This is a genomic window from Enterococcus sp. AZ063 (genome assembly GCF_051715045.1).
Lineage (GTDB): Bacteria > Bacillota > Bacilli > Lactobacillales > Enterococcaceae > Enterococcus_D > Enterococcus_D casseliflavus.
On record NZ_JBIOTA010000001.1, the window covers coordinates 1,047,165 to 1,071,384 of the forward strand.

Genomic DNA, 24,220 nt, shown 5'->3' on the forward strand with positions numbered 1-24,220 from the left:
AGGATCACGGTTTACTTTTATAGTAGATGGTAATAATCAGTAAAAAGTGGAAAGGAGTTCAATTGAATTGATGTTTTCGACGAAAAAAGAATATAACGAATATTTTCTAGAAGAGATTAGATCTCTGCCAAGAGAGAAAGACATGCTGGAAGACTACTTAGAAAAACAACTGGAACGGTTAAATCAATTGATAGATGAAATTTCGAAAGAAACGTTTTGGAAGGTTTTTCCTAAAATTCTTGGGATTGATGCGAAACTGAGTCTATTAGCTGATTTATCAAAGTATGAGGATTTTTCAGAAGCCGACATTATAAGAATTATTGAAAGTGATTATCAAAATTATTTTAAAGAATTGTGTGGGTACGATCTTAGTATGCAAACGAAGTACTCAATAGTATTTAATGTCTGCTGAAAAATAGCAACTTATCGAAAAAGCATCGGGGTTAAGATGGACCGTGGGTAGAGGTGATTTAAAGTAAAGTTAAAGTACGATTTCTACTAATGAAAAAACCAGTTAAGCGCAGCTTAGCTGGTTTTTTTATTATATGCCGCTTGCTATAAAAATGATCAGAATCGAATAACGGTTAAATATCTAAGCCAGGACGTCTTTTTTTTGAATTTCCTTTCCAGCCGAAGGGGCAAAGTCGATCCAAGCGATAGTCGCTTTTTGGAAATGTATGTTTGAACATTAGTTACTAAAAAATCATTTTCCCTTCAGATGAAAGGTCTTCCCACGCATCTTTTTCATAAAACTCTGATTCCACTCCACCATTAAAAGGATCTTCAATTTTAGGAACAAGAATGATCGTCCCATCCTCTGCGTAGACAACAATATATTCTTGGTTTTCAGGAGGATTTTTTCCGTTATCAGAAGGAAGCGTAACGACGATGGAATTGCCTTGTAGACTTGATTTAGTAATAAGCATAGTATCACCTCTTAGAGATAGTATACCTTGCAATACTATGGAAGGAGAAGACAACAGTGAGATTTAATGTATTTTGAACACATCAAAAGTTCAAAACGCACTTTACATAAGATAGATAAGAAACCGCAATGAAATATTGTTTGAAAAGATGGATGAACATCTCAGAAAAATAGATGTTAGATTTTAAGCAGAATTACGAAGTTTTTTAGATGGATCATTTATGGCATACCAAGGACCAGGGGATTAAAGCAACGAAAAAGTGAAGCTTCATTCCAAAACCGCCCATCCCAACAATTTTCACGCAAAACCTGCGCTTTTCTTTCAGTTATTGTTATAATAAAAGAAAACGCAAAGGTGGGAAATCATGACAACGATCAAGGACATTGCTGAAAAGGCGGGAGTAGCGAAAAGTACGGTTTCCCGCTATCTGAACAATGGTTATATCAGTGAAGAAAAGCGCAAAAAAATTGATCAGATCATTGCTGAAACTGGCTATCGCCCCAATACATTTGCTCGTTCGCTGAAAGCCCAAGACACGAAATTGCTGGGCGTGATCATTCCTCGACTGAATTCACCATCGACAAATGATGTGTTGAAAGGGATCGATACGACGGCACGGGAAAACGGCTATCAAATGCTGATCACCAACTCTGATCAAAGCGATGAACGGGAATTAGAAAATATCGAAATGCTAGTCAAACAAAAAGTAGCAGGGATGATCCTGTTTGCGCGCAAAATCACGCCGCAGCTACAAGCGGTGCTGGCAGAGGTTCCTATGCCGGTTTTATTGTTAGGTCAACAGTTAGCTGGCATTCATTCCATCGTCCATGAAGATTATCAAGCTGGCAAAACCATGGCAGAATATGCAGTCAGCGCTGGCCACCGACGTTATTTATTTGTTGGTGTCAGCGAAAATGATTATGCGGTAGGTGTCTTGCGGAAAAAAGGATTTCTTGATGTCTTAGCACAAACGCCCAACGTCAAAGTCGACTTTATCGAAACCTCCTTTTCAAGAAGAGAAACGTACCAAAAAGCCCTTGTGTTCTTGAAAGATCAATCGGCAACGTACATCGCCTGTGCTACCGACAATATTGCTGTTGCTGTATTGAAAGCCGCCCATGAACTAGGGTACCAAGTGCCGCAAGACTTTTCCTTGAACGGATTTGGCGGCTATGATTCGACGGATTATGTCTATCCGACCATCACAACGACCCAATATCCCTATGTCCAATTAGGCATCGATGCCGTCTTAACGATCCAAAAACTGACGCAAGGGGAAGAGGTTCCTGAGGTGATCGAATTACCGAATCGATTAGTGGTCAAACAGTCGACTGCCAAGCTTGACAAGCAGGAGAAATAAAGCAAATATTTTTAGAGAAAGCAGGACGACCAGTTGCGGCGTTCTGTTTTTTTATTTTCTTTGCTTGCAATTGCAAACGGTTTCTGTTAATCTACAAATGTAGAACCGGTTCCACAAATGGACCGACGATCAAAGGAGTGGGAAAAATGAAGGAACAAAAAACGATCGACCAAGTGTTAGAAGCTGTTGGCGGCAAAGAAAATGTCAAAAACTTTGAACACTGTGCCACACGTTTGCGCTTGATTTTGAAAGACGATCAGTTAGTAGATAAAGACAAAGCGGAAGCAGTTGAGGGCAGCAAGGGGTATTTTTTCAACACGGGACAGCATCAGTTCATTTTTGGAACAGGAAAAGTCAATGAAGTTTATCAAGCCTTCGCAGCAGAAATGGGCAATGACGCCTCCGCTGATAAAGCTGGCTTCAAAGATGATGTGTATTCGAATCTGTCACCCGTCCAAAAAGTTGTCCGCACGTTGTCAGATGTCTTGGTGCCATTGATTCCAGCTTTGGTAACGACGGGGCTTTTGATGGGGATTCGGGGATTATTGACCGAGTTGGGGGTCACTTATAGTGCTGACTGGTTAGCTATGTTTGAAATGTTAACGGATACAGCGTTTGCCTTTTTACCTGTTTTGATCGCCTATAGTGCGACGAAAAAATTCGGCGGTAATCCGATCATCGGGATCGTGGTAGGATTGATGATGGTGGCACCGCAATTGCCGAACGCTTGGGCAGTTGCCAGCGGAGATGCGGAGCCATTGCACTTATTCGGTTTATCGATCTCTGGGTATCAAGGGTCGATTTTTCCAGCAATTATTGTCGGGATCTTAGTTTCTAAGCTAGAAAAATGGTTCCGTAAATTTGTTCCGCAAATGATGGACTTGATCGTGACACCATTCTTAACGATTGTCATTACTTTAGGTTTGATTTTGTTTGCGTTAGGACCAATCTTGCAAGTAGCTGAAAGAGCAGTCATCAACAGTATCGTCTACTTGGTGCAAGCACCATTGGGCATCGGTTATATCATTTACGGAGGGGTTCAGCAAGTGATCGTAATCACTGGATTGCACCATTCGTTAAGTATTATTGAGTTAGGGTTATTGAATACGACAGGCGAAAACGTCCTACAAGTCTTAGGTACAGCAAGTATGGCGGGACAATTTGGGGCTGCGATTGCTGCGGCATTTATTTATAAAAACAAAGTCAAACGCTCAAATGCCATCAGTGCGGCGGTTCCAACCTTATTTGGGATCACTGAACCTTTACTATTTGGGGTCAACTTACGCTCGATGCGGATTTTTGGCGCAGGCATGCTGGGAGGCGCAGTCGGCGGGTTTGCGACGTATGTCTTCCAATTAGCTGCCACTGGGATGGGCATCACTTTTATTCCAGGACTGTTGTTGTATACTGGAGATTTCGGTGCCATGCTGAAATACGTTGTCGTGATTTTGATTGCCTTTGGTGTCGGTTTTGCTGGTGTCCAATTGCAGCGCAAGCCGCTAGCCAAAGAGTTGAACCAATAAATAATCCCTTGTTGTTCATCGGCAAGAGAAAAGAGGTACCACATTGTTAACGAAGGAATACTGGGCACAACTTGCCCAAACCCAAAACGATTTAGCAGAAAAAATCAGTGCTGATGCGTGGCGCTTGAACTACCATTTGATGCCAGAAACAGGATGGATGAACGACCCGAATGGTCTTTGCCAATTCAAAGGCGTGGTTCATTTTTACCATCAATATGTACCGCAAACGCCCCATGGCGGGGAACCACCTCACTGGGGACACAAAACGTCGACGGATTATGTCACGTTTCAAGAAGAAGCGCTGTTTCTTTCTCCCGAACACGACTATGACAAAGACGGGGTCTACTCGGGCTCTGCCTTTATCGAGAATGACGTGATCCATTTCTTCTATACTGGGAATGTCAAGCATCCTGGTGATCATGATTATACCTTTAGTGGACGAGAACAAAACACGGTCCATGTAATCAGCAAAGACGGCTATACCGTCGAAAAGCAAGAAGTCGTGATTCCTCATGAGGACTACCCTGAAGGATTTACCGATCATATTCGTGACCCAAAGGTTTTTGCCCACGAAGACACCTACTATATGCTGCTAGGCGCGCGTACGTTGGAAAACGAAGGCAAAATTTTGATTTATGAATCGACGGATTTAAATGAATGGACCTATCGAGGAATCTTTTTCGGTGAGGACTATGCTCTAGGCTACATGTGGGAATGTCCAGACTACTTCCATTTAGATGGTAAAGATGTGTTGGTCTTCTCACCGCAAGGCTTGGCAGCCAAAGAACATGCCTACCAAAATATTCATCAATCAGGGTATCTGATTGGTGAGGTGGATTGGGAAACCCTGACGTTTAAAGAAACTTCTGCGTTTCGTGAACTTGATTATGGGTTTGACTTCTATGCCCCGCAAACCTTTGAAGATGAGCAGAAACGTCGGATCTTGTGGGGCTGGATGGGGCTAGGGGATACCAGTCCTGAATACAGCAATCCTACGATCCCTCGCGGCTGGCAGCATGCCGCAACGCTGCCAAGACAGCTTTCGGTCAAAAATGACCAGTTGTATCAAGAACCTTTGCCAGAATTCCAAAAATTGCGAGACAAGCAAGTCAGCAAAAAAATTGTGCTTTCAGAGAAACCGCAGCACTTGTCTTTCGATGAATTGGCATATGAGTTGCAAGTTACGGCGGAAGTCCCAGTGCAGCAGTTTCAGCTTGGACTTTTGCAAGATACGACTTTGGCTTATGAAGCTGGTGTCTTCACGATCCATCATGGCGTTTCTGGCTACGGTCGTAAACAGCGCAGTGTCAAGGTCGATGAACTGACGCAGCTGCAGATTTTTGTCGATACGTCTTCGATTGAGATCTTCCTAAATGGCGGGCAATATTGTTTGACCTCTCGCGTGTATCCCAAACGGACCGAGGCGATCGCTCTCAGCGGAACCGGCACGGTTACTGTCAATACTTGGGCATTGGCGAAAAAATAAAGCAACGATCCGAAAACGACAGCAAACAGTTGGTTTTTCTTGTTGCACCCCCAAGAGTCAGCTTTTTCTCTGGCTTTTAGGGGGGCATCATACCAACTATTTTGCTGTCGTTATTTGCTTGTTACTGCTTTTGTTGGTTTTGGATAAAGGTCTGCAGCGCAGGCGCATCGATCCGATAGCCGTCTGCAGTTTTTGTGACTAGTTTTTGCGTTTTGAAATCTTTTAAGGTATACGTCAAATGGCGATAGCTCACGCCTAAGTATTCTGCGGTCTCCGTCAATTTTTCTTGAAAAAGATCATCGATCGAAGCTTCCAACAGTAGATGGGCAAGGCGCCAAGCTAAGGGATAGGTTTGATTGACGGAAAAATGATCCATACGCAGCAGCAATTTTTCACCGATAGTTTTGCCTAGTGTTTGTACGAAAGCCAGGTCTTGCATGAGCCCGTGAGCTGCTGCTTGCATCGGAATGCCCAGACATGTTGTTTCACCGATCGCAACCACGGTTTTCGGTACTGTTTCGGCGCCAATCAACGTGAGATCGCCAATGCAATCACCAGGATGGAGAAACTGCAGCAAGGCACGTTTGCCGTTTTCTTGCGTTTGAATGATCTTGGCTTTGCCAGTCAATAGGACGAAAAAGACCGACATCGGCACCGTTTCTTTTTGGATCGCTTCTCGATGATCAAAGGTCCAGAGGGCACTTTGTTGTAAAATCTCCTCAGGAATCGGTAAGGGGCAGCTTTCTTTGATTGGTACCTGCTTTATTGCCAAGGCATAAGCGGTTTTTTTCACTTTTTCCCTCCAAACTAGGAGAAATCTCCTATTTGTTTTTAGTCAGTATAGCACATACTTAGAAAAGCAAAAAAGAAAGTGTGGGAGAAAAAATGAATAAAAAGCAATGGATAGGATCAGGGATTTTTTATGGACTGAGTGCATTCGGGATCAGCTTGACCATTAAAGCAAGCGTTGGGGTCAGTAGTTTTAATGCCTTGAATGTCACGCTGGCAACGATGTCAGGAATCAAAGTCGGCACCATCACTACAGCCATCAACTTGGGCTTTTTAGCTGCCTGTTGGCTATTGGATCGGCGGCAGACGTCCCTCAAACAAAAAGGCAGTGAGTACTTGATTATGTTTTTCGCTTTGCTGGCATTCGGCTATTTGATCAATGGCTTTGTTTACTACTTCTTGGCATCGCTGCACTTGACGAATTATTGGAGCCAACTAGCTGCTTTGATCGGTGGGATCTTGATTTCTGGAACGGCGACGGGACAAGTCCTACGGTTGCAGGTCTTGAAATTTCCAATCGAGCACTGGTGTCATTTGCTGGCGCAACGCAGTCGTTGGACATTTAAGCAGTACCGTTATGGCGTTGATGCAGTCTGTATTTCGGGGGCACTCTTGCTAGCGATCAGTTTGGGCTTACCGCTAGCGGTGAGGGAAGGGACGGTCATTAGTTTCTTTTTGCTGTCAGGTGCCATCGCTTGGTCGAAGGAACGTGATTTGGCAGCGGCTTTACCCATTTGGCAAAGAAACAGTTAGCCAGTAGTATTCTTGGAATTGGGAAGGCGTCGAGTGTTCTAAAAATGCAGAAAGCGTTTTTTATGCTACTCTTATTAAAAAAGCGAGATATTTAGTAGGAGGAGACTGGATGAATCGGTTGATTGAAGGGTTTCAGGAAAATTTTGCACCAAAATTGGTTAGGATCAGTGAAAATCGGTTTTTAGTTGCCGTGCGCAACGGAGTCGCCGTCACGATGCCGCTGACGATAATCGGCAGTCTCTTTTTGATTTTAGCCAATCTGCCTTTTCCTGGCTGGACCGAGTTTGTCGGGGAGTTTGGCGTCAAACTAGGCGCCGCCAGCAATTTTACATTTGGAATTTTGGGACTGGCCGCTTGTATCGGGATCGCCTACTATTTGGCGGCCTCGTATGAGATCGATCGGATCGGTTCTGTCGTGTTGGCAGTCTGCGCGTTTTTGCTGCTGCAGGCGGGGGAAGAATGGACGATCGATCCAGCTTCTTTGGGGGCGTCTGGTCTGTTTACAGGAATCGTCACAGCGATTGCGACAGTAGTGATCCATCGCTTTTTTCTCAAGCACCGCTTAGTGATTCGGATGCCAGCAGAAGTGCCGCCCGCAGTTGCCAAGAGTTTTTCGGTCTTGCTTCCTGGAGCTGCCATCATCACTGGTGCCTGGGTGATTCGGGTCTTGTTGGAATTTAATGTCAATCAATTCGTGCAAGCCATCTTTTCACCGCTGGCAGTTGGTCTAAACACATTGCCTGGGATGCTGTTGTATACCTTTTTGATTTTGTTGCTTTGGTGTTTAGGGATTCATGGCAGCAATGTGATGGGGAGTATCGGCGATCCGATTTTTCTAGCTTTATTAGCAGCCAATACCGAAGCCTACACTGCAGGCGAACCGTTACCGAACATTTTTGCAGGCGGGTTTTATATCATGTTTTTGTGCTATGGAGGCACTGGTTCAACACTGGGGCTGATCATCAACATGTTAGTTTCAAAGAAAAAAGCCTATCGTTCCCTAGGGAAGATGGCTTTGCCCTCTGCTATTTTTTGTATCAATGAGCCAATCATTTTTGGGTTTCCGATCGTGATGAACCCTATTATGATGATTCCTTTCATCCTGACACCCCTTGTATTATGTGTCGGAACGTATTTCTTGTCGGTCACCAATGTCATTGGGCGAATCATGTTCAATCCACCGTGGACCACACCGCCATTTATCAATACTTACCTTGCAACCGGCGGCAATATCCCTGCTGTTCTTTGGAGTATCGCTTCCTTACTGATTAGTGTGGCGATCTACTATCCATTCTTTAAAATCAGCGAACGAAGTTTAACAGAAGAAGAAAAAGGCGTTACCGACGCAGTTGCCGCGAAGGAGGAGAACTAAACGCTGATGATTGGCTCGTGGTGCGTTGTTTTGTCTGGCAAAGAAAATAGTGGCTGCTACTCATCAAATTGCACAGTGATCCCAGATTTCGTCAATTGTTCCCATTCACGGATCGTTGGCAAGCGTCCTTGGCAAAATAGCTGATCGTCGACATACACGAGTGGCAGACAGCTGCGGCCATTGCTTGCTAATTGCTGCCTGACGGCTTGATTCGTATGAAAAGGGGCAGGATCTTCTGTAAAGAAGTATTCGTCGATCGTTAAAGGTTCGTTATGGAATGTTTGATGAGCCTGGGTTCTTTCTTCATTTATTTTTAACTGGTGAGTCAAGTGTGCTTCCCAAGTATCTTCTTTCTGGTCGGCATAAACAGCGATCGTTGGCATTGAATCAAATCCTTTCATGGCAGCTGATTTGTCAAAAGTATACCTGAATTTCTTGCCACGAGCAAAAATGAGTATCAAAAAGAAGTGAAACAACAAAAAAAGACGCAAATGCGTCTTTTTTGTTGTTTCTTATTCGTCAGCGGGTAAAAAATCGAAATTGGTCAACTCGTTGTAAGAATACGCTTGGTCGATTTGACCCTTGTCTTTCGTCCAAGAAATGATTGCGTCGAATTGCTCTTGCGGCACTGCCTGGGCATACGGATAGTCTTCCTGGCTGTCTAAGTAGGTACTCATAGCATCGGGAAATTGATAGTCTGCCAAGATGTCGGCATAGTCTTTTGCTGAATGAGCATTCATGTAATCGATGGCTTCGTTGTAAGCACTGTAGAATGCTTTTAGGTCTTGCGGGCGATTTTGGATAATTTCGTCCATAAATTGCAGTGTGCCGCCTTTGATGCCAGCATCTTTAGAGCTGCCTAAAACAATCGCCCCTTGGGCAGCCAACATGCTGGCTTGCGGTTCCGTATAAACAGCGCCATCGACTTGGTCATTGAGCAATGCTTCGGAACGGGCAGAAAAAGAAGCGATATCCACGATGTCATAGGTAAAATCATTTTCCTGTGCAAATTGGTCCATGATGTATTCTAAAATGAAATTCGGTACAAGGGTGATTTTTTTATCCGCTAACCCTTTCATCTCAGTGATCCCTGAATTCGGTGAAGCGAGAATCTTGAAGTTTTCCAAAATATCAGAAGTGATCGTCATATCAATGCCGTTTTGCTTAAAGGTCGCTTCTGTCATGACATCGCTGATCGTACCATCCAGCTCGCCTGCCTGCACCGCCACATTGCGATCATTCGGGGAAGTGAAGGATTTGAGTTCCACAGTCAATCCTTGCTTTTCGAAAAAGCCTTCTTCTTTTGCTAGAATGATCGGAATCGCTGATTCTGCTGGTAACACCCCGATCGTCAATGTTTGATCTGTGACCGCAGCTTCTGTACTGCTAGTGCTGGAATTGCTGGTACTTGCTGTTTCGCCAGTGTTACCGCATGCGGCAGCGCCAACAGCGAATAGTGCTAGGATACTTGCTAAAATCGTTTTTTTCATTGGTTCATTTCCTCGTTTCTAAATCGTTGTTCAAAAGCAGCCATTGGTAGTGAGAACGGGATGACTGCCCGATGGAGTTCCATTGGCTTGGTTTGTGCCGTGTTGATACCTGGTTTGGTGGTAAATGCTAGAACGAAGCCTTCCTTTTCCAAGGTAGCGATCGTCTGCGGATCATAAAAGCCAAAGGGATAGGCAAAAACATCCTTGATGGCCACGTGCTGATTGCAGCTTCGTAAGTCTTGCGCAAAGGCTGCTGGTGTTTCCCACATTGAACGCCCTTGCTGGTCCTTGCGTTCGTGAAAATGATCGGTATGGTTGGCATATTCGAAGACATCGCTCATTTCGGCTAATTCGACGCTGCTCAATGTCCGCGAAACTTCTGGCTCGTAAGGCTGTGGGGCATCAAAAAGCCAGCCAGTCACGACAAAGGCTGTTGCCTTGAAACCAGCTTCTTTCAACAGTGGGTAGGCATATTCTTTCATCGATTGATAGCAGTCGTCAAAGGTCAGCAACACGGATTTTTCTGGTAGCGGCTGCTGCTGGAAATAAAAATCTTTGACTTCTGCAAGGGTCAACGTATGGTAATTTTCTGCTTTCAAAAAGTCAATTTGTTGTTTAAAATGAGAAGTGCTATTGAATAAGGGCAGAGGCAAGGCATCTTGATACCCGTCTGCGACTTTGATCGGGCGAACCTGATCATAAAGTTCTGCTTCGGGACGTATTTCATGAAATACGAGGGTCTGAAACATCATAAACCATCCTTTCTTGTCAATCACGCAAAAAATAGTATAGCACAAAATGTGAAAACCAACACAAATAATTTGAAGAAAGAAGTTTATTCTCTGATGAGTATTCTATTCGATTCCGTTTCCTTTACCTATGGAGATACCGCCATTTTTAAAAACCTTTCGTTTTGTTTTGAACAAAGCGCGACCTATGTGCTGCTGGGAGAATCGGGCATTGGCAAAAGCACGCTTTTATCCTTGATCAAAGGGTTGCAGCGACCGCAATCGGGCACGATCACTTATCAAGGCTGTTCCCCTGACAACATCGAGGTCGTTTTCCAAGAACTGCATTTGTTTCCTTGGCAAACAGTCTACCAAGCACTGGAAATGCCGCTACTCATCAACCAAATCCCTAGTGAGAGTCGTAAAAAACGGGTCGCCAGCTGTTTGGCTGAGTTGGGATTGACGCAGGTGCAGGACCGCTATCCGCATCAGCTTAGCGGCGGTCAAAAACAGCGGACCGCCATGGGGCGGGGACTGATCACACAGCCCGATGTTTTATTATTGGATGAGCCGACTGCTTCGCTGGACCAAGAAACCAAAGCAAACGCCCAAGCCATGATCGCTGCCCAACAGCAGCGCAGACAAAACAGCTTGATTGTGGTGACCCACGATCCAGAAGAGGCAGTGTTTTTGGGGCAGACAATTTTGCTGCTAAAAGATCAGGGCGCTACGCCGATCAGTAATCCATTTTACGGCAGCCAGCAGGAACGAGACTCGTTGGCTTTTTATGAAGTCGTCTTGCAGTTAAAAGAACAAATGAGGGAGGCGAGGCAATGAAACCCATCAAATCTTTTGCTTGGGGCTTCTGTTCGTTTGTCGTGGTTTGGTGGGGCGTAAGCTGGGTGACCAACAATCGCTCACTGCCTAATCCTTTAGAAACGGCCGAACGTTTTTGGGCACTGCGAGAAGTCTTACTGATCCACGCATGTGCCAGTTTGCTGCGGGTATTTGCGGCGTTGAGTGGGGCGTTGCTAGTCGGGGTGCCGTTAGGAATCTTGATTGGGCGATCCCAAAGAGTGGATCGGCTGCTTGGTCCACTGCTTTACTTTTTATATCCGATTCCTAAAGTTGCGTTTTTACCCGTCTTTATGATTTTCTTTGGCTTAGGCAATCTCTCAAAAATTCTCTTGATTTTTGCGGTGATCGTCATTCAAGTGATCGTCTCGATTCGTGATGCAGTCACGAAGATCCCACCAGCGTATTTTCAGGTCATGAAAAATTATACCAATCAATGGCGCCATGTCTTGCGCTTCGTTATTTTGCCCGCGCTCATGCCCGCGCTTTTTGCCAGTGTGCGGGTCAGTATCGGGATCGCGTTGGCTTCCCTCTTTTTTGCCGAAAACTATAACACGACGTATGGTGTCGGCTATCTGATCTTAAGTGCGTGGTCAAAAATGGACTACCCACAAATGCTCTCGGGTATCCTCCTGATTGCTTTGATGGGCTATCTGCTTTTTGCCAGTATCGATTGGTTGGAAAAAGTGGTGTGCCGTTACCGACAATCTTAGAAAAGAATGATCGATTGATAAATGTTTGCGGCAGTTCGTGTATTTTTGAACAAAATGATTTATACTAAGGATATCTTATTGAGAATCATTCTCATTGAAAGGAAGACCTTACTATGAAAGAAATCGATCTGTCAAAAACGCTCTATGAACTTGTGGCACAATATCCTGAAATACAAGAAATCATGAGTCAACTAGGGTTTACGGCGATCAATCAACCAGGGATGCTGCAAACTGCTGGACGTTATATGACGATACCCAAAGGTGCTCAGATGAAGAAGATCCCCTTGGAAATGGTTTGTCTCGCTTTCGAAAAACAAGGGTTTCTTGTGAAAGGAGCGACGAAATGAAAACCAACAGTCAAAGACAAGAACGGATCGTCGAAATACTGAGTTTGCTTCACCAAGGCGGTTCCTTTGAAGAAGCTAAACGCTTGTTTAACGAAGAATTTGATGGTGTGGATGTGACGGAGATTACTGCTGCTGAAAAAGCTTTGATCCAAACGGGGTTGGACCCTTCTGAGATTCAGCGTTTGTGCAATATTCATGCTGCTGTTTTTAAAGGATCGATCAATGAGATCCATCACTCCAATGAAGAATATGGGCAACCAGGCCATCCTGTGCATACCCTGAGATTGGAGAACCAAGTCCTGCAATCCCTGTTGACCGATGAGATCGACAGCCTCTTAGCCAAAATCAAAACCGGTGATTGGACGCCTAAAAAGCGTCTACAAGCTGCCTGCAATGATTTAATGCAGATCGACAAACACTATGCGCGAAAAGAAACGTTGATTTTTTCTTACATGGAGAAGTACGGCATCACTGCGCCGCCAAAAGTGATGTGGGGTGTTGATGATGATATTCGGGTTATGATCAAAGCGCTCAATGAGCTTTTGGCATCCGAAAAAGCTGCCTATAATCCAATTGCTGTCCAATGGGAAGCAGTCAAAAACGAGATCGAAGAGATGATTTTCAAAGAAGAAGAAATCATGGTGCCCATGACGCTGGATGTCTTCAGTCTTAAAGATTGGGAACAAATTGTGACTGACAGTTTTGACATCGGCTTTGCCTTTATCCCAGAACCGCTTCCTTGGAAACCGAGCCAAGAAGCCCTTGAAAAGGAACAGGCGGCAGAACCCGCACGGCAAGCGGCGATCAAACAAGCCCAAGAAACAACCGCTGGCATCGCAGCCGGTTTAGGATTCAATGACTTTCAAGTCACAGAATCGGAAGATTCGCCGCAAATTGCTGAACAGCCGACCGTTTCATTGCCTACTGGTAATCTGCAATTTGAGCAATTGGTGGCCATTTTTCAAACGCTGCCAGTGGACTTGACCTTTGTAGATAGTGAAGAGCGGGTGCGCTTTTATTCAGAAGGCAAGAGTCGCGTCTTTCCACGAACGAATTCGGTTTTAGGTCGTGAAGTCGTCAACTGCCATCCACCGAAAAGCATGCATCTCGTGCAACAGATTTTGGATGATTTTCGAGCGGGTACAAGGGAGACAGCTGAATTTTGGATCGATATGCGGGGCCGTAAAATCTATATTCGCTACTTTGCATTAAAAAATGAAGCAGGCATCTATTTAGGTTGTCTAGAAGTCACGCAAGACATTACGGAGATCCAAAAAATCGAAGGGCAAAGCCGGTTGCTGGATCAGTGAGCAGTTTGGAGAAAGGCTGATCCGTGTCTATTTGAAACGAAGCAAAAAAAGAAAAATCAATAAAACGCTTGCAACGTTTCTAGAAAAATAGTATAGTAAAGGCAATCAAATGGGTAGTTACTGATAATGCAGGCTATACCTTTTTACGTGTGTATGGATCCTACACATGTATTAAGGTATCGCCTTTTTTCATTTTAAGGAGGTGAGAAGCGTCTTGAAGATCAAAAAAATCTGGCTCTTTGTCAATAAGGACTGATGAGTTGTGCAAAATCAAATCTGGGTCAGAATGAACCACATTCTGGCTCAGATTTTTTGTTATCTTACATTGATTAATTTATTGATCAAAAAGATTCTAATTCTCATGTTCTCGAATGATTTAAATCCGTAGGATACTCGTTTCATTGTCTTTATGTGGGTATTCTTCGCTTCTATTTTTCCATTGGAATAAGGATAGATCATTGCGTTGGTGATGCCTTCTTCATAGGTCAGAAGGTTTTGAAGCTTCTCCCGAAAGCCGTCATCTAACGTTTTGGGAAGTTCTGCCAATATGCAGAAAAATAAGTCAGGGTCTTTGTCTCGAAAGGCTTCAACTAATTCATGAAAAAAGGGATACGCCTCCTTCAGGGGCGTAGAAAACTCAAGCAATCGATCAATCATCATTGCTTCAGTAAGAAATGGGTATTTTGGTGCTCGGAAACTTTTCCATGTTTTGTATTCATAATGGTTGATGTTTGCACGATTTTTTAGCAAAAAGCGCCAGTTCTTTTTCAGTTTTTCTGCCTGGCTTTTCTGTCCTGCTTTACGAAGTTCATTCATTTCACGGATACGCAACTCATTGAACGCTTGATTCATGTGTTTGACAATATGAAACCGATCAATCACTACTTTCGCATTTGGCAGAACACGTTTGGTGAGCTGGAAGTAGGCGGCGTTCATGTCTGTCACCAAGAATTCTACTTCTTCTGGATTGGTACAACCTAAGAAATAGCTTGTTAATCGAGGTAATTTACGCGTAGGCAAAACATCTATTAATTTTCCTGTTTCGCCATCTGCGCAAATAAAGCTCATTTTATCTTCTATGGAAGCATGCGAACGAAATTCATCAACCATCAATACTCTGGGGAGAATCTTCTTGGATTGCTTTGGTAAATAGCTTTTAAACTCTTTCAATGTACGAATAACGGTGGTCAAAGATACCTGACAGCTTTTCGCAATAAAAGATAAAGATACTTTTTCAGTCAGTAAAGAAGCAATTTTATATCTAACATGATTTGCGATTGAATGTCTGGGTTGGACAAAATAACTTTGAGCAGTCCAATGGGTTCGGCAGTTTTTACAGGTATAGCGCTGCTTTTTTAGGCGCATAACCAAAGGCATATGATTGTATTGTTCAAAACGGACAATCGTTTCCTTCTTCCCATTTTTCACTATAATTGCTTTCCCGTTTCCATCTACCACAGTAGAACCACAACTTCTACAAGCACGAGGAGTAGGCGAGAGAACAGCATCGACGACCAACGTCTTTTTCTTCTGAAGGGTCTCGTAAGAGACCTCTGTAATCATCAAATCTTTCTCTATTATTCTCAGCATTTTTTTGATAGAATCATTCATATAGCATATCGTCCTCTCAGTTGTTTATTTTGTGGTGATTTAATCATACTAGAGAACGATATGTTTTTTAATACCTAAAATGAAAATGGGACTGAAGAATCAATTCTGATTCATCAGTCCCATAAATTATAGAGCCAAAAATCTTAAACAACAATGCAGTTTTGGTCGGACAAGATGGCAAAGATTTTATCTGGATCGGTACCGGCCTTGGCTTCAAAATGAAACCAGGACAAACCGCCGATGAATCAAAAATTGAAAAAGTGTTTGTGCTTCATAAGAAATCCTCTGATCGTTTGATGGAATTGCTAGAGAACATTCCAATCCAATATGCGTCTCTTGCGGATGATATTATCCGTTATGGAAAGCAAGTCATTTCCTACCAATTAAGTGATTCCATTTACATCTCTTTGACGGATCACATCTATAATTTGATTCGCTTGAAAGAAGAAGGGATCAGCATTAACAATCGCTTGACCTGGGAAATCAAGCGTTTCTATCCCAACGAGTATGCAGTAGGAGAGCATGCGGTTCGATTGATTGAAAGCAAAACGCAATTCTCCCTAAATGAGGCAGAGATCAGTAATATCGCCATGCATTTTATTAATGCGCAAATCAATGACGATTCAGAGAAGATGGAAGATATCGAATTGCTGACACAAAAAATCAAAGACATTATTTCACTTATTCGTATTCACAATCGTGTGCACATTGATGAGAATAGTTTAGCTTTCGATCGCTTCGTCACCCATTTGAGATTCTTTTTTAAACGGATTGAAAACAAGGAAATCGTTGAAGGCGTCGGGAATCCTCTGTTAGTCCACGTGATTGATAAATATCCTAAAGCCTATGAAACCACCCGTTTGATTGGCGAATATTTAAATAAAACATTATATGACGATGAACAATTGTATTTAACGCTTCATGTACAAAAATTGATCGATCAATAATTCAAGGTGTTACTGGTAAAGCAGGCAAGACTTGACAAGGCTACAAGAAATGTAGTGTTGTTTGGTCTTGCCTTTTTTATTGGTTTTATAGTAGAGAAAGGAATGAATGAGATGCAATACCAAGAATTGAATGAACAAATTTTAAAGAATATCGGCGGAAAAGAAAACATTGCTGGATTGACGCATTGTATTACCCGTCTTCGGTTTAAACTTAAAGATGAATCAAAAGCCCAGACCCAAACGATCAAAAATTTGCCGGGGGTTGTCACCGTCGTCCAAAGTGGGGGACAATATCAAGTAGTTATCGGAAATCACGTAGCAGAAGTTTATAAAGAATTTACGGACATGATCGATATGAATACGGAAGAAACTTCTGGACAAGAGGAAGAACCAAAAGGGATTTTAAACCGATTTATCGATATTGTCGCTGGTATTTTTACGCCGATCATCAATGTCTTGATGGCAGCAGGGATGATCAAAGGGTTACTTGCTTTATTGACAACGTTTGAAGTGCTGGATAAAGCATCAGGGACGTATTTGATTTTAAATGCGACAGGGGATGGATTGTTTTATTTCTTCCCACTCTTTCTAGGGTACACTGCTTCGAAAAAATTTGGGGGTAAACCCTTTATCGGAATGGCGATCGGGGCAGCATTAGTTTATCCGACGATCGTAGCAGCAAATGGCGGAAGCGAAGCGATGTATACCTTATTTGCAGGTTCTGTCTTAGAATCTCCAATCTATATTACTTTTCTTGGAATCCCTGTTATATTGATGAGCTATACTTCAAGCGTGATTCCGATTATTGCAGCTACTTATTTGGCATCAAAACTAGAAGCTTTCTTTTCTTTATTGATTCCACGAGCAGTGCGGAGTTTCTTTGTTTCTTTTCTGACCTTGATCATCACAGTTCCATTAGTCTTTCTAATCGTTGGACCGATTACTACTTGGGCAGGATTATTATTAGGGCAAGCGTTGTCAGCTGCTTACGAGTTTAGTCCGATTATCGCGGGTATTGTTATTGGTGGATTTTGGCAAGTCTTCATTATGTTTGGCCTGCATTGGGGCTTTGTGCCGATCGCTTTGAACAACTATGCCACACTAGGGTACGATGTCGTGATGATGGCTGGTCTGGCAACACCCGTGGCGATGGCGGGAGTCACCCTCGCAATCTTTTTGAAAACTAGAAACAAAAAATTAAAAGAAATTGCCTTCCCTGCTTTTCTTTCGGCAATCTTTGGTATCACGGAGCCGGCACTGTATGGGGTAACCTTACCAAGGAAAAAAGCATTTTATACTACCTCCATCGCAGTCGCTGTTGCAGGAGGAATCATGGGATTGTTCAAAACGAGAGTCTATATCAATGGTGGGACAGGTATTTTCGCTTTACCACGATTTATTCACCCAGAAAATGGTATTGATAACAGCTTTATCGGGTTTGCCTTAGCTAGTGCCGTTGCCTTTGGATTAGGATTTTTGATCACGTTCTTTTATGCTCATAATCCTAAAAGTGATGACGAACCAGCTAGTGAAGGCACCAAGGAAAAAAACGTGGAGCCATCGACACTGAATCATGAACTTGGACAAACTGTTCTCTATGATTTAGCAACACCAGTTAGAGGAACGATCATCCCACTAAAAGAAGTAAAAGACGAAGCGTTTTCCAGTGGATTGTTAGGGAAAGGATTAGCTGTCATTCCGTCAGAAGGAAAGGTCTACGCACCAGCAGATGGAATTGTTTCAACACTTTTTCCGACAAATCATGCTGTGGGAATCACGACCGCAGATGGTGTTGAAGTTCTGATTCATGTTGGGATGGATACAGTGAATTTGAAAGGACAGTATTTCCAGCCAGCCGTTGCCCAAGGAGACTCAGTAACGAAGGGACAATTACTTTTGAGTTTTGATAAAGACGCATTGGAAAAAGAAGGCTATTCCATCGTGACACCGATTATTATTTCAAACACGGCGGATTACCTAGATATTGTTGAAACAGACAAACAAGATGTTGAAAAACAAGATACCTTATTAACGGTCATCGGTTAGGAGGAAAGACAAGTTGAAAAAAAATATCTTTTTATTCGTAGCAGATCAGATGAGAAATGACGCACTCGCACATATGGGGAATCCCGCATCAATCACCCCTAACTTTGATGAACTGGCAGAAGAAGGGGTTTCATTTGAAAATGCCTACTGCCAAAACCCTGTCTGTGTGCCTTCTAGAAATAGTTTTCTGACGGGTTTTTATCCACATGTCAATGGGCATCGAACGATGCACTATTTGCAAAGAGAAGATGAACCCAATATTTTGAAAGAAATGAAGAATCAAGGCTATGAAGTCATCTGGATCGGCAGAAATGATGTGGTTCCAGGGGATAAACCAAAAACAGACTATTGTGATGAATATTATGACGGTGTAGTAGACGAAAACACTCGGGATGCTCAAAACAGTGAAGTCAATCATTCTGCTGATATGAACGAAGCCAGTAAACAGCTGTACGACCAGATGCTTTCAGGAGATACGTATTATTCATTTTATATGGGAAAATTACCAGACAGTGAGGGCTATGGCAAAACGGACTGGAATTGTGTGAAAAAGGCGTTGGACTATCTTGAACGCCGCAGTCAGGAAAAGACAGACAAACCATTTTTCATTTATTGTACGATCTCATTCCCACATCCACCCTATGCTTGCGAAGATCCATGGTATTCGAGTATTGATCGTCAGAAACTGCCGAAACGCCGGCCGAATATCAAAGATATTCCTAACAAAGCCTCAATGCTGTATGGCATCAATGAGAAACAGAATTTGAACGGTTGGACAGAAGAGCGTTTTGATGAATTACGAGCTACCTATTTAGCAATGGTTTCGCGTTTTGATCATCAACTGGGCATGATCAAAGAGAAGCTGCGTGAAACAGGCTTTTATGATGAAACAAACCTCATTGTTTTCAGTGACCATGGAGACTATACTGGTGACTACACGATCACTGAAAAAGTCCAAAACTGTTTTGAAGAGCCGATCACGAATGTCCCATTGGTCATCAAACCTGCTAAAACGATTGAAAGTGTGCCGCGAATCACCAAAGCACAAGCGGAACTGCTAGATTTACCAGCAACGATCGCCGAACTGGCTGAGTTTGATCTTTCCTATACACAATTTGGAAAATCCTTGGTTCCTGTGATCAAAGGAGCCGAAGAGCACAAAGATGCTGTTTTTTGCGAAGGCGGACGCATTCATGGCGAGACACAAGCGATGGAGCTGGGGCATGGACCGAAATCTCCGTATTGGCCGCGGCTTGCGACACAGTATAGCGAAGGTCCGGAACATACAAAAGCAGTTATGTGCAAGATGGGAAACTATAAATATGTGATGCGTCTTTATGAGCATGACGAATTATATGATTTGGAAAAAGACCCAATGGAAATCAAAAACTTGGCACTAGAAAAAGAATACGCCGAAATTGTCGAGAAAATGAAGCAACGCGTTACTCGTTTTTATATGGAAACGACTGATTTTGTTCCGATGAAACGGGACAAACGCTAAATAAGTAAAAAAAGAATCGAGGCCTCCACATGAAACACATCTCCGTATTGATCAAGCCAGCATCCTCTCTTTGCAATCTGCGCTGCACCTATTGCTTTTATGCTAACGTCAGTTCCTTGCGTGAAGTGCGTTCCTTTGGCAAAATGAAAGAGGATGTAATGGAAAAGATGATTGCAAACATTTATGCAGACTTAGAAGCTGGCGATCATTTGACGTTGGCATTTCAAGGCGGAGAGCCGACGATGGCGGGGCTGAGTTATTTTAGAAAACTAACGGCTTATGTTGCGGCGCAAAAAAAGCAAGTGACAGTACACTATGCGATCCAGACCAACGGCATGATGATCAATGACAAGTGGTGTCGTTTTTTGAAAGAGCATCGCTTTTTAGTCGGGCTGTCGATCGATGGGCATCCGCTTGCGCACGATCGGCATCGATTAGACGCCAAAGGGCGGGGAACCTTTGCGCGGGTTATACAGACCAAGCGGTTATTGGATGCCTATCAGATCGAGTACAATGTCTTGTGCGTGTTGACAAATCCGTTAGCAAAGGAAGCCCAGCGTGTGTTTGATTTTCTCAAGGAAGAGCAGATTGCATTTGTGCAGTTCATTCCTTGTTTGGCTGATTTGGATGCCACATCAACCAACGACTATGCCTTGACACCAAAAAGCTTTGCTGGCTTTTATCAGCAGCTGTTGGCGTTTTGGCTGCAGGAATTGACGCAAGGGCACTACCTAAGTATCAAGCTGTTCGATGACTTATTGAATCTATTGGTGCGGCAGCAAGTAACTGCCTGCGGGATTCTAGGCAATTGCCAAGTGCAGTATGTGATCGAAGCCGACGGCAGTGTCTATCCTTGTGACTTCTATGTATTAGATGAGTTTCGCATGGGCTATATCCAAGAGCAAACGTTGCGGGAATTGTTTTCTCAAGACTGTTCGCAGCAGTTTTTGTGCCAGAAAAAAGACATGCCTTCGAAGTGTACGCAATGTCCTTTCCAAAAAATGTGCCGAGGAGGCTGTAAGCGAATGAAAGATGCAATGTACGTGGATAGTGAGGGTTTTTGCGGCTATCAGGAGCTGTTAAAAGACTTTACACCTAGAATCAATGAGATACTGGGGCTTTTGCAAGGGGTGGGACAATGATCGGACTGATTTATTTTCTCGTGATCGTCTTAGCAAATGCCGTAGGGGCAGTTTCGGGCATGGGAGGCGGCGTGCTGATCAAACCGATTTTCGATTTTATCGGCGCCCATTCTGTTGCTGCGATCTCTTTTTACTCGGCGACAGCGGTCTTCACGATGTCCATCGTTTCGACAGCTAGACAATTAGCCAGTGGACGGAAAATCAATTGGTCGATTGCCTTGTGGGTTTCTGGCGGCGCTGTGTTAGGCGGTGTTTTAGGCAATGTTGCCTTTGAACAGCTATTGCTGGTCTTTCGTGACGACAAGATGGTTCAGCTGATCCAAATCCTTGTGACCGTGCTAACGCTATTGTTTGCTTTTTTGTATACAAAATATAACTGGCGCGGGTTTGCGCTGGAAAAAGTTGGCTGGTATGCAGCTTGTGGCTTGATTCTCGGCTTTCTAGCCAGTTTGCTGGGGATCGGCGGCGGACCCATCAATGTTTCTTTATTGATGCTGCTGTTTGCCATGCCGATCAAAGAGGCGACGATTTATTCAATTTGTACGATTTTTTTCTCACAGCTGGCAAAAATTTTGACGATCGCTTTTACGACAGGTTTTGGTGCGTATGATCTGCAAATTTTGTGGTTTGTTATTCCAGCCGCGATCGTGGGAGGACTCTTAGGCGCCAAGGCCAGCAACGTTCTGTCACCGCAGCGAGTGACACTGGTATTTCAAACTGTGATCGTGCTGGTGTTACTGATCAATCTGTACAATGGCTATCAATTATTGTAAAAAGGAGGCAAGCAGATGCCCACGATTCCAGCAGGAACTTATCGAATCGGCACGAATACGATGGACGGCTTTGCCGAGGATCTTGAGGGACCGCAAATCAGCCTCGACAGCCCAGCATTTGCCATTGATGCCACGACGGTGACGAACCAAGCTTTCCAAGTTTTTGTGGAAACAACAGGATATGTCACAGAAGCCGAGCGCTTTGGCTGGTCGTTCGTTTTTCACTATTTTTTAAGTGAGCAAACGAAACACCGCAGTCAAAAGGTACCAAATATGGCTTGGTGGTACGCGGTTAGCGGCGCAGATTGGCATCATCCTGAAGGACCTGATTCAACGATTGCCCAGCGGATGGATCACCCAGTGGTTCAGGTGTCTCGCAACGATGCGATCGCCTATTGCCACTGGGCAAACAAACGCCTCCCGACAGAAGCAGAGTGGGAGATCGCTGCAAAAGGCGGGACAAGTTTTGAAAAATATCCTTGGGGAAGGGAATTTTTGGCAGAAAATACCTATCATTGCAATATTTGGCAAGGTGAGTTTCCAAAAAGCAACACGCAAGCAGATGGCTTTGCCAATACAGCGCCAGCGAAATGGTATGAGTCCAACGGCTTTGGTCTGTATCAAATGATCGGCAACGTCTGGGAATGGTGCGTCAATCCTGCCCGCATCCCGCTGACGCAGTTTCAACAACAGACGGGACAAACCTTGTGGGCAAGGAATCAAACACAAGATGATCAAATGTATGCGACTCGCGGCGGTTCGTTTTTGTGCCACGAATCCTATTGCAAACGATACCGAATTGCCGCTAGAAATGGTAATTCTGGGATGTCGGCAGCCAATAATTTAGGGTTTCGGTGTGTCAAAGACTTGGATCAGTAAACCGATAAAAGCAAAAGCGGCACCTATCCACGTGGATAGGTGCCGCTTGTTTTATTGCCATTCGGATTGATAATTTCCTTTGAGATCATAAACATAATTGATCTCGGTGCGATTACGAATCCCATTTAAACCAACGGTCCAAGTCCATTCGCCTTGGAAGCCGTTTAAAATGACGATGCTGACGCCAGGGACATAGTGATCCAGCTGAGCTGCTCGTGCCTCAGAATCCTTAATGATCTTGGGAATGACGCCCCAGTCGATGGCATCAAAGGCAATGGTATCTTCCATCGAAAGCTCGATCGTATCGTCGTCTTTTTTCCATTTGGTCAACAGATTTTCTGGGTAATACCAATACTCGTCTTGCAGGCCTGTGTTTGGATTGATCACTCGCGCAACTGCATAAATGCCGCTTTTCAGCGGGACATTGCGGATGTGAAAACTATAGCTGACCAGTTGCAGCTCTTTGTCCTTGAGTGAGGATTGATTCGGCAGCGCAGCCATAATTTCTTTGGCACTGGCTTCTTCTCGAAAGAGTTGGCGGTCTACAGGTAAAAAGGTGGAAACTACGCCAATACAAAAGAGAATCACTGGCAGCAAGAGCAATGAGAATAACCAATAGAATGGCGATTTTTTGCGTTTCTTGATGCCGATGATCAGACCGATCAAAAAGACCAGCAGGATCCCTGCTACCCAAAAATAGGGGAACAAACGAATGATCTGATGCCTGGTTTCAACGACTTGGTATTCATTCAGACCAAACCAATTTTCCGCGATGGTGAGGTTATTTAAAACAATGATTCCGCCAATAATACTTAAAATAAATAAGAAAATCAATAGCAAAAGCATCCAGCCGAGTATCCGACGTATCAGCGAGGGTCTAGTAGGTGGGGTCATGAGTCACGTCCTTTTTGTTTTTTCGAAAATAGCAGGTTAAATACAAGAGTAGTACAACTGGTGTTTTTTTTCAATGATTGTAGACAGAAAAACTGCATCCACCGATGCGACCTCAAAAAGTTAGACCAAAAATCTAACTTTTTAGGGTCAGGACACCGCAGATGCAGGTTTTATTTTCATTTAGTCGAGGGTTTGTTGCCGGGCGATAGCTGGAAAGAATTTCAGGCTATACAAGGCGCTGATCCCAACTAGAATATAAATGACGCGGGCAATGATCGACGTGCTGCCGCCGGTGATCGCTGCGACAAGGTCAAACTCGAAGGCGCCGACCAGCAGCCAATTGATACCGCCGATGATCAATAAGGTCAGTGCGATCCCATCAAATGTTTTTAACATAGGAAACTCCTCTCTAGTTGTCGTCCCATCAACGTTCATCGTCGGTGATGGTGACATCTTTTTCTTTCTCGCCTTCTTGATTGCGCTCATTATAGATATAGACATGGCGAACGATTTTAATCAGCGGGCGAATGGTCAAAAAGACACCGCCGATCAAATAGGCGATCGTTCCGTATATCGCAGGCAAACTAGTTAATGAAACGATACTCCCGAAAATATAAAACAAGCCCGTCAAAATATCATTCGTAAGTGAGATCAACATGTAGCGATTTTGAAAATAGATGCGAAAGCGACTTGCCTTGATGATCACATCTTCTTCTTTTCCCGGATCGAATTGATGTTCACTCCGTTTGATTTTTGGCATAGGTGCCATCACTGC

25 protein-coding genes are annotated in these 24,220 nt (G+C 43.7%); 16 read left to right on the top strand and 9 right to left on the bottom strand.

Features of this window, described 5'->3' with window-relative positions; all coding sequences use genetic code 11:
* Positions 1-70 precede the first annotated feature (70 nt).
* Entirely contained in the window at positions 71-412 is a 342-nt protein-coding gene (locus IGK61_RS04725) for a DUF7006 family protein (RefSeq protein ID WP_081343842.1), read from the top strand.
* A gap of 283 nt (positions 413-695) precedes the next feature.
* On the opposite strand, the gene mazE is transcribed toward IGK61_RS04725, so the two are convergent.
* A complete protein-coding gene (gene mazE / locus IGK61_RS04730; protein ID WP_074534981.1) occupies positions 696-926 on the bottom strand; it encodes a type II toxin-antitoxin system PemI/MazE family antitoxin in 231 nt (76 codons plus the stop codon).
* A gap of 364 nt (positions 927-1,290) precedes the next feature.
* Here mazE and IGK61_RS04735 point away from each other — a divergent pair, with 364 nt between their 5' ends.
* The 3 genes from IGK61_RS04735 to IGK61_RS04745 all read left to right on the top strand — a co-directional run bounded on the left by IGK61_RS04735 (position 1,291) and on the right by IGK61_RS04745 (position 5,295).
* On the top strand, positions 1,291-2,286 hold the full coding sequence (locus IGK61_RS04735; RefSeq protein ID WP_010747735.1) for a LacI family DNA-binding transcriptional regulator: 996 nt from the start codon (positions 1,291-1,293) through the stop codon (positions 2,284-2,286).
* Positions 2,287-2,432: 146 nt separating this feature from the next.
* Complete coding sequence (locus tag IGK61_RS04740; RefSeq protein ID WP_015509272.1) at positions 2,433-3,809, top strand: PTS transporter subunit EIIC; 1,377 nt, start codon at positions 2,433-2,435, stop codon at positions 3,807-3,809.
* 43 nt (positions 3,810-3,852) lie between these two features.
* On the top strand, positions 3,853-5,295 hold the full coding sequence (locus tag IGK61_RS04745; RefSeq protein WP_074534982.1) for a glycoside hydrolase family 32 protein: 1,443 nt from the start codon (positions 3,853-3,855) through the stop codon (positions 5,293-5,295).
* A 121-nt stretch (positions 5,296-5,416) separates the two neighbouring features.
* Here IGK61_RS04745 and IGK61_RS04750 read toward each other — a convergent pair whose 3' ends face one another.
* The gene (locus tag IGK61_RS04750) at positions 5,417-6,088 is read right to left on the bottom strand and encodes a cyclic nucleotide-binding domain-containing protein (RefSeq protein ID WP_005225467.1); all 672 of its coding nucleotides are present in this window, start codon (positions 6,086-6,088) and stop codon (positions 5,417-5,419) included.
* Positions 6,089-6,180: 92 nt separating this feature from the next.
* Between IGK61_RS04750 and IGK61_RS04755 the strand changes: the two genes are divergently transcribed.
* Positions 6,181-6,837: a YczE/YyaS/YitT family protein gene (locus tag IGK61_RS04755; RefSeq protein WP_010747739.1), complete on the top strand. Its 657-nt coding sequence runs from the start codon at positions 6,181-6,183 to the stop codon at positions 6,835-6,837.
* Positions 6,838-6,946: 109 nt separating this feature from the next.
* Positions 6,947-8,209, top strand: a complete 1,263-nt coding sequence (locus IGK61_RS04760; protein WP_074534983.1) for a PTS sugar transporter subunit IIC — start codon at positions 6,947-6,949, stop codon at positions 8,207-8,209.
* A 56-nt stretch (positions 8,210-8,265) separates the two neighbouring features.
* Here the strand turns inward: IGK61_RS04760 and IGK61_RS04765 are convergent, their stop codons facing one another.
* Genes IGK61_RS04765 through IGK61_RS04775 form a run of 3 tightly spaced genes read right to left on the bottom strand, consistent with a single transcriptional unit; the run spans position 8,266 to position 10,448 of the window.
* Positions 8,266-8,670 (bottom strand): arsenic metallochaperone ArsD family protein, encoded by a 405-nt coding sequence (locus tag IGK61_RS04765; RefSeq protein ID WP_074535115.1) that lies wholly within the window; start codon positions 8,668-8,670, stop codon positions 8,266-8,268.
* Between the two features lie 51 nt (positions 8,671-8,721).
* The gene (locus IGK61_RS04770; protein ID WP_074534984.1) at positions 8,722-9,699 is read right to left on the bottom strand and encodes an ABC transporter substrate-binding protein; all 978 of its coding nucleotides are present in this window, start codon (positions 9,697-9,699) and stop codon (positions 8,722-8,724) included.
* Complete coding sequence (locus tag IGK61_RS04775; RefSeq protein WP_175445268.1) at positions 9,696-10,448, bottom strand: polysaccharide deacetylase family protein; 753 nt, start codon at positions 10,446-10,448, stop codon at positions 9,696-9,698. Before IGK61_RS04775 ends, IGK61_RS04770 begins: the two co-directional genes overlap by 4 nt.
* 96 nt (positions 10,449-10,544) lie before the next feature.
* Between IGK61_RS04775 and IGK61_RS04780 the strand changes: the two genes are divergently transcribed.
* From IGK61_RS04780 to IGK61_RS04795, 4 genes are all read left to right on the top strand, one after another.
* On the top strand, positions 10,545-11,264 hold the full coding sequence (locus tag IGK61_RS04780; protein ID WP_205821230.1) for an ABC transporter ATP-binding protein: 720 nt from the start codon (positions 10,545-10,547) through the stop codon (positions 11,262-11,264).
* Entirely contained in the window at positions 11,261-11,995 is a 735-nt protein-coding gene (locus IGK61_RS04785; RefSeq protein ID WP_074534986.1) for an ABC transporter permease, read from the top strand. Before IGK61_RS04780 ends, IGK61_RS04785 begins: the two co-directional genes overlap by 4 nt.
* A 113-nt stretch (positions 11,996-12,108) precedes the next feature.
* A complete protein-coding gene (locus IGK61_RS04790; protein WP_010747746.1) occupies positions 12,109-12,342 on the top strand; it encodes a DUF1858 domain-containing protein in 234 nt (77 codons plus the stop codon).
* Positions 12,339-13,652 (top strand): DUF438 domain-containing protein, encoded by a 1,314-nt coding sequence (locus IGK61_RS04795; protein ID WP_074534987.1) that lies wholly within the window; start codon positions 12,339-12,341, stop codon positions 13,650-13,652. Before IGK61_RS04790 ends, IGK61_RS04795 begins: the two co-directional genes overlap by 4 nt.
* A 315-nt stretch (positions 13,653-13,967) precedes the next feature.
* On the opposite strand, the gene IGK61_RS04800 is transcribed toward IGK61_RS04795, so the two are convergent.
* Positions 13,968-15,263, bottom strand: coding sequence for an ISL3-like element ISEfa11 family transposase (locus IGK61_RS04800; protein WP_074536952.1), 1,296 nt, complete (start codon positions 15,261-15,263; stop codon positions 13,968-13,970).
* A gap of 125 nt (positions 15,264-15,388) precedes the next feature.
* Here IGK61_RS04800 and IGK61_RS04805 point away from each other — a divergent pair, with 125 nt between their 5' ends.
* The 6 genes from IGK61_RS04805 to IGK61_RS04830 all read left to right on the top strand — a co-directional run bounded on the left by IGK61_RS04805 (position 15,389) and on the right by IGK61_RS04830 (position 22,551).
* The gene (locus tag IGK61_RS04805) at positions 15,389-16,210 is read left to right on the top strand and encodes a PRD domain-containing protein (RefSeq protein WP_438844974.1); all 822 of its coding nucleotides are present in this window, start codon (positions 15,389-15,391) and stop codon (positions 16,208-16,210) included.
* A gap of 111 nt (positions 16,211-16,321) precedes the next feature.
* Positions 16,322-18,256 (top strand): beta-glucoside-specific PTS transporter subunit IIABC, encoded by a 1,935-nt coding sequence (locus IGK61_RS04810; RefSeq protein WP_074534988.1) that lies wholly within the window; start codon positions 16,322-16,324, stop codon positions 18,254-18,256.
* Between the two features lie 13 nt (positions 18,257-18,269).
* The gene (locus tag IGK61_RS04815; RefSeq protein WP_074534989.1) at positions 18,270-19,757 is read left to right on the top strand and encodes a sulfatase-like hydrolase/transferase; all 1,488 of its coding nucleotides are present in this window, start codon (positions 18,270-18,272) and stop codon (positions 19,755-19,757) included.
* A gap of 29 nt (positions 19,758-19,786) precedes the next feature.
* Positions 19,787-20,899, top strand: a complete 1,113-nt coding sequence (locus tag IGK61_RS04820) for a radical SAM/SPASM domain-containing protein (RefSeq protein WP_074534990.1) — start codon at positions 19,787-19,789, stop codon at positions 20,897-20,899.
* Positions 20,896-21,672, top strand: a complete 777-nt coding sequence (locus IGK61_RS04825) for a sulfite exporter TauE/SafE family protein (RefSeq protein WP_074534991.1) — start codon at positions 20,896-20,898, stop codon at positions 21,670-21,672. Before IGK61_RS04820 ends, IGK61_RS04825 begins: the two co-directional genes overlap by 4 nt.
* 15 nt (positions 21,673-21,687) lie before the next feature.
* On the top strand, positions 21,688-22,551 hold the full coding sequence (locus IGK61_RS04830) for a formylglycine-generating enzyme family protein (protein ID WP_074534992.1): 864 nt from the start codon (positions 21,688-21,690) through the stop codon (positions 22,549-22,551).
* A 51-nt stretch (positions 22,552-22,602) separates the two neighbouring features.
* On the opposite strand, the gene IGK61_RS04835 is transcribed toward IGK61_RS04830, so the two are convergent.
* From IGK61_RS04835 to IGK61_RS04845, 3 genes are all read right to left on the bottom strand, one after another.
* Entirely contained in the window at positions 22,603-23,445 is an 843-nt protein-coding gene (locus IGK61_RS04835) for a hypothetical protein (protein WP_074534993.1), read from the bottom strand.
* A gap of 180 nt (positions 23,446-23,625) precedes the next feature.
* Positions 23,626-23,841 (bottom strand): DUF378 domain-containing protein, encoded by a 216-nt coding sequence (locus IGK61_RS04840; RefSeq protein WP_008379021.1) that lies wholly within the window; start codon positions 23,839-23,841, stop codon positions 23,626-23,628.
* 28 nt (positions 23,842-23,869) lie between these two features.
* On the bottom strand, positions 23,870-24,214 hold the full coding sequence (locus tag IGK61_RS04845) for a YrhK family protein (protein ID WP_015509287.1): 345 nt from the start codon (positions 24,212-24,214) through the stop codon (positions 23,870-23,872).
* Between the last annotated feature and the right edge of the window lie 6 nt (positions 24,215-24,220).

Excerpts from the sequence above, each read along its gene's own strand:
- IGK61_RS04830 (WP_074534992.1), top strand. The coding sequence starts at position 21,688 with ATGCCCACGATTCCAGCAGGAACTTATCGAATCGGCACGAATACGATG.
- IGK61_RS04725 (WP_081343842.1), top strand. The coding sequence starts at position 71 with ATGTTTTCGACGAAAAAAGAATATAACGAATATTTTCTAGAAGAGATT.
- mazE (WP_074534981.1), bottom strand. The coding sequence starts at position 926 with ATGCTTATTACTAAATCAAGTCTACAAGGCAATTCCATCGTCGTTACG.
- IGK61_RS04835 (WP_074534993.1), bottom strand. The coding sequence starts at position 23,445 with ATGACCCCACCTACTAGACCCTCGCTGATACGTCGGATACTCGGCTGG.
- IGK61_RS04820 (WP_074534990.1), top strand. The coding sequence starts at position 19,787 with ATGAAACACATCTCCGTATTGATCAAGCCAGCATCCTCTCTTTGCAAT.
- IGK61_RS04775 (WP_175445268.1), bottom strand. The coding sequence starts at position 10,448 with ATGTTTCAGACCCTCGTATTTCATGAAATACGTCCCGAAGCAGAACTT.
- IGK61_RS04735 (WP_010747735.1), top strand. The coding sequence starts at position 1,291 with ATGACAACGATCAAGGACATTGCTGAAAAGGCGGGAGTAGCGAAAAGT.
- IGK61_RS04795 (WP_074534987.1), top strand. The coding sequence starts at position 12,339 with ATGAAAACCAACAGTCAAAGACAAGAACGGATCGTCGAAATACTGAGT.
- IGK61_RS04845 (WP_015509287.1), bottom strand. The coding sequence starts at position 24,214 with ATGGCACCTATGCCAAAAATCAAACGGAGTGAACATCAATTCGATCCG.
- IGK61_RS04840 (WP_008379021.1), bottom strand. The coding sequence starts at position 23,841 with ATGTTAAAAACATTTGATGGGATCGCACTGACCTTATTGATCATCGGC.
- IGK61_RS04800 (WP_074536952.1), bottom strand. The coding sequence starts at position 15,263 with ATGAATGATTCTATCAAAAAAATGCTGAGAATAATAGAGAAAGATTTG.
- IGK61_RS04810 (WP_074534988.1), top strand. The coding sequence starts at position 16,322 with ATGCAATACCAAGAATTGAATGAACAAATTTTAAAGAATATCGGCGGA.
- IGK61_RS04780 (WP_205821230.1), top strand. The coding sequence starts at position 10,545 with ATGAGTATTCTATTCGATTCCGTTTCCTTTACCTATGGAGATACCGCC.
- IGK61_RS04785 (WP_074534986.1), top strand. The coding sequence starts at position 11,261 with ATGAAACCCATCAAATCTTTTGCTTGGGGCTTCTGTTCGTTTGTCGTG.
- IGK61_RS04790 (WP_010747746.1), top strand. The coding sequence starts at position 12,109 with ATGAAAGAAATCGATCTGTCAAAAACGCTCTATGAACTTGTGGCACAA.
- IGK61_RS04770 (WP_074534984.1), bottom strand. The coding sequence starts at position 9,699 with ATGAAAAAAACGATTTTAGCAAGTATCCTAGCACTATTCGCTGTTGGC.
- IGK61_RS04825 (WP_074534991.1), top strand. The coding sequence starts at position 20,896 with ATGATCGGACTGATTTATTTTCTCGTGATCGTCTTAGCAAATGCCGTA.
- IGK61_RS04740 (WP_015509272.1), top strand. The coding sequence starts at position 2,433 with ATGAAGGAACAAAAAACGATCGACCAAGTGTTAGAAGCTGTTGGCGGC.
- IGK61_RS04755 (WP_010747739.1), top strand. The coding sequence starts at position 6,181 with ATGAATAAAAAGCAATGGATAGGATCAGGGATTTTTTATGGACTGAGT.
- IGK61_RS04760 (WP_074534983.1), top strand. The coding sequence starts at position 6,947 with ATGAATCGGTTGATTGAAGGGTTTCAGGAAAATTTTGCACCAAAATTG.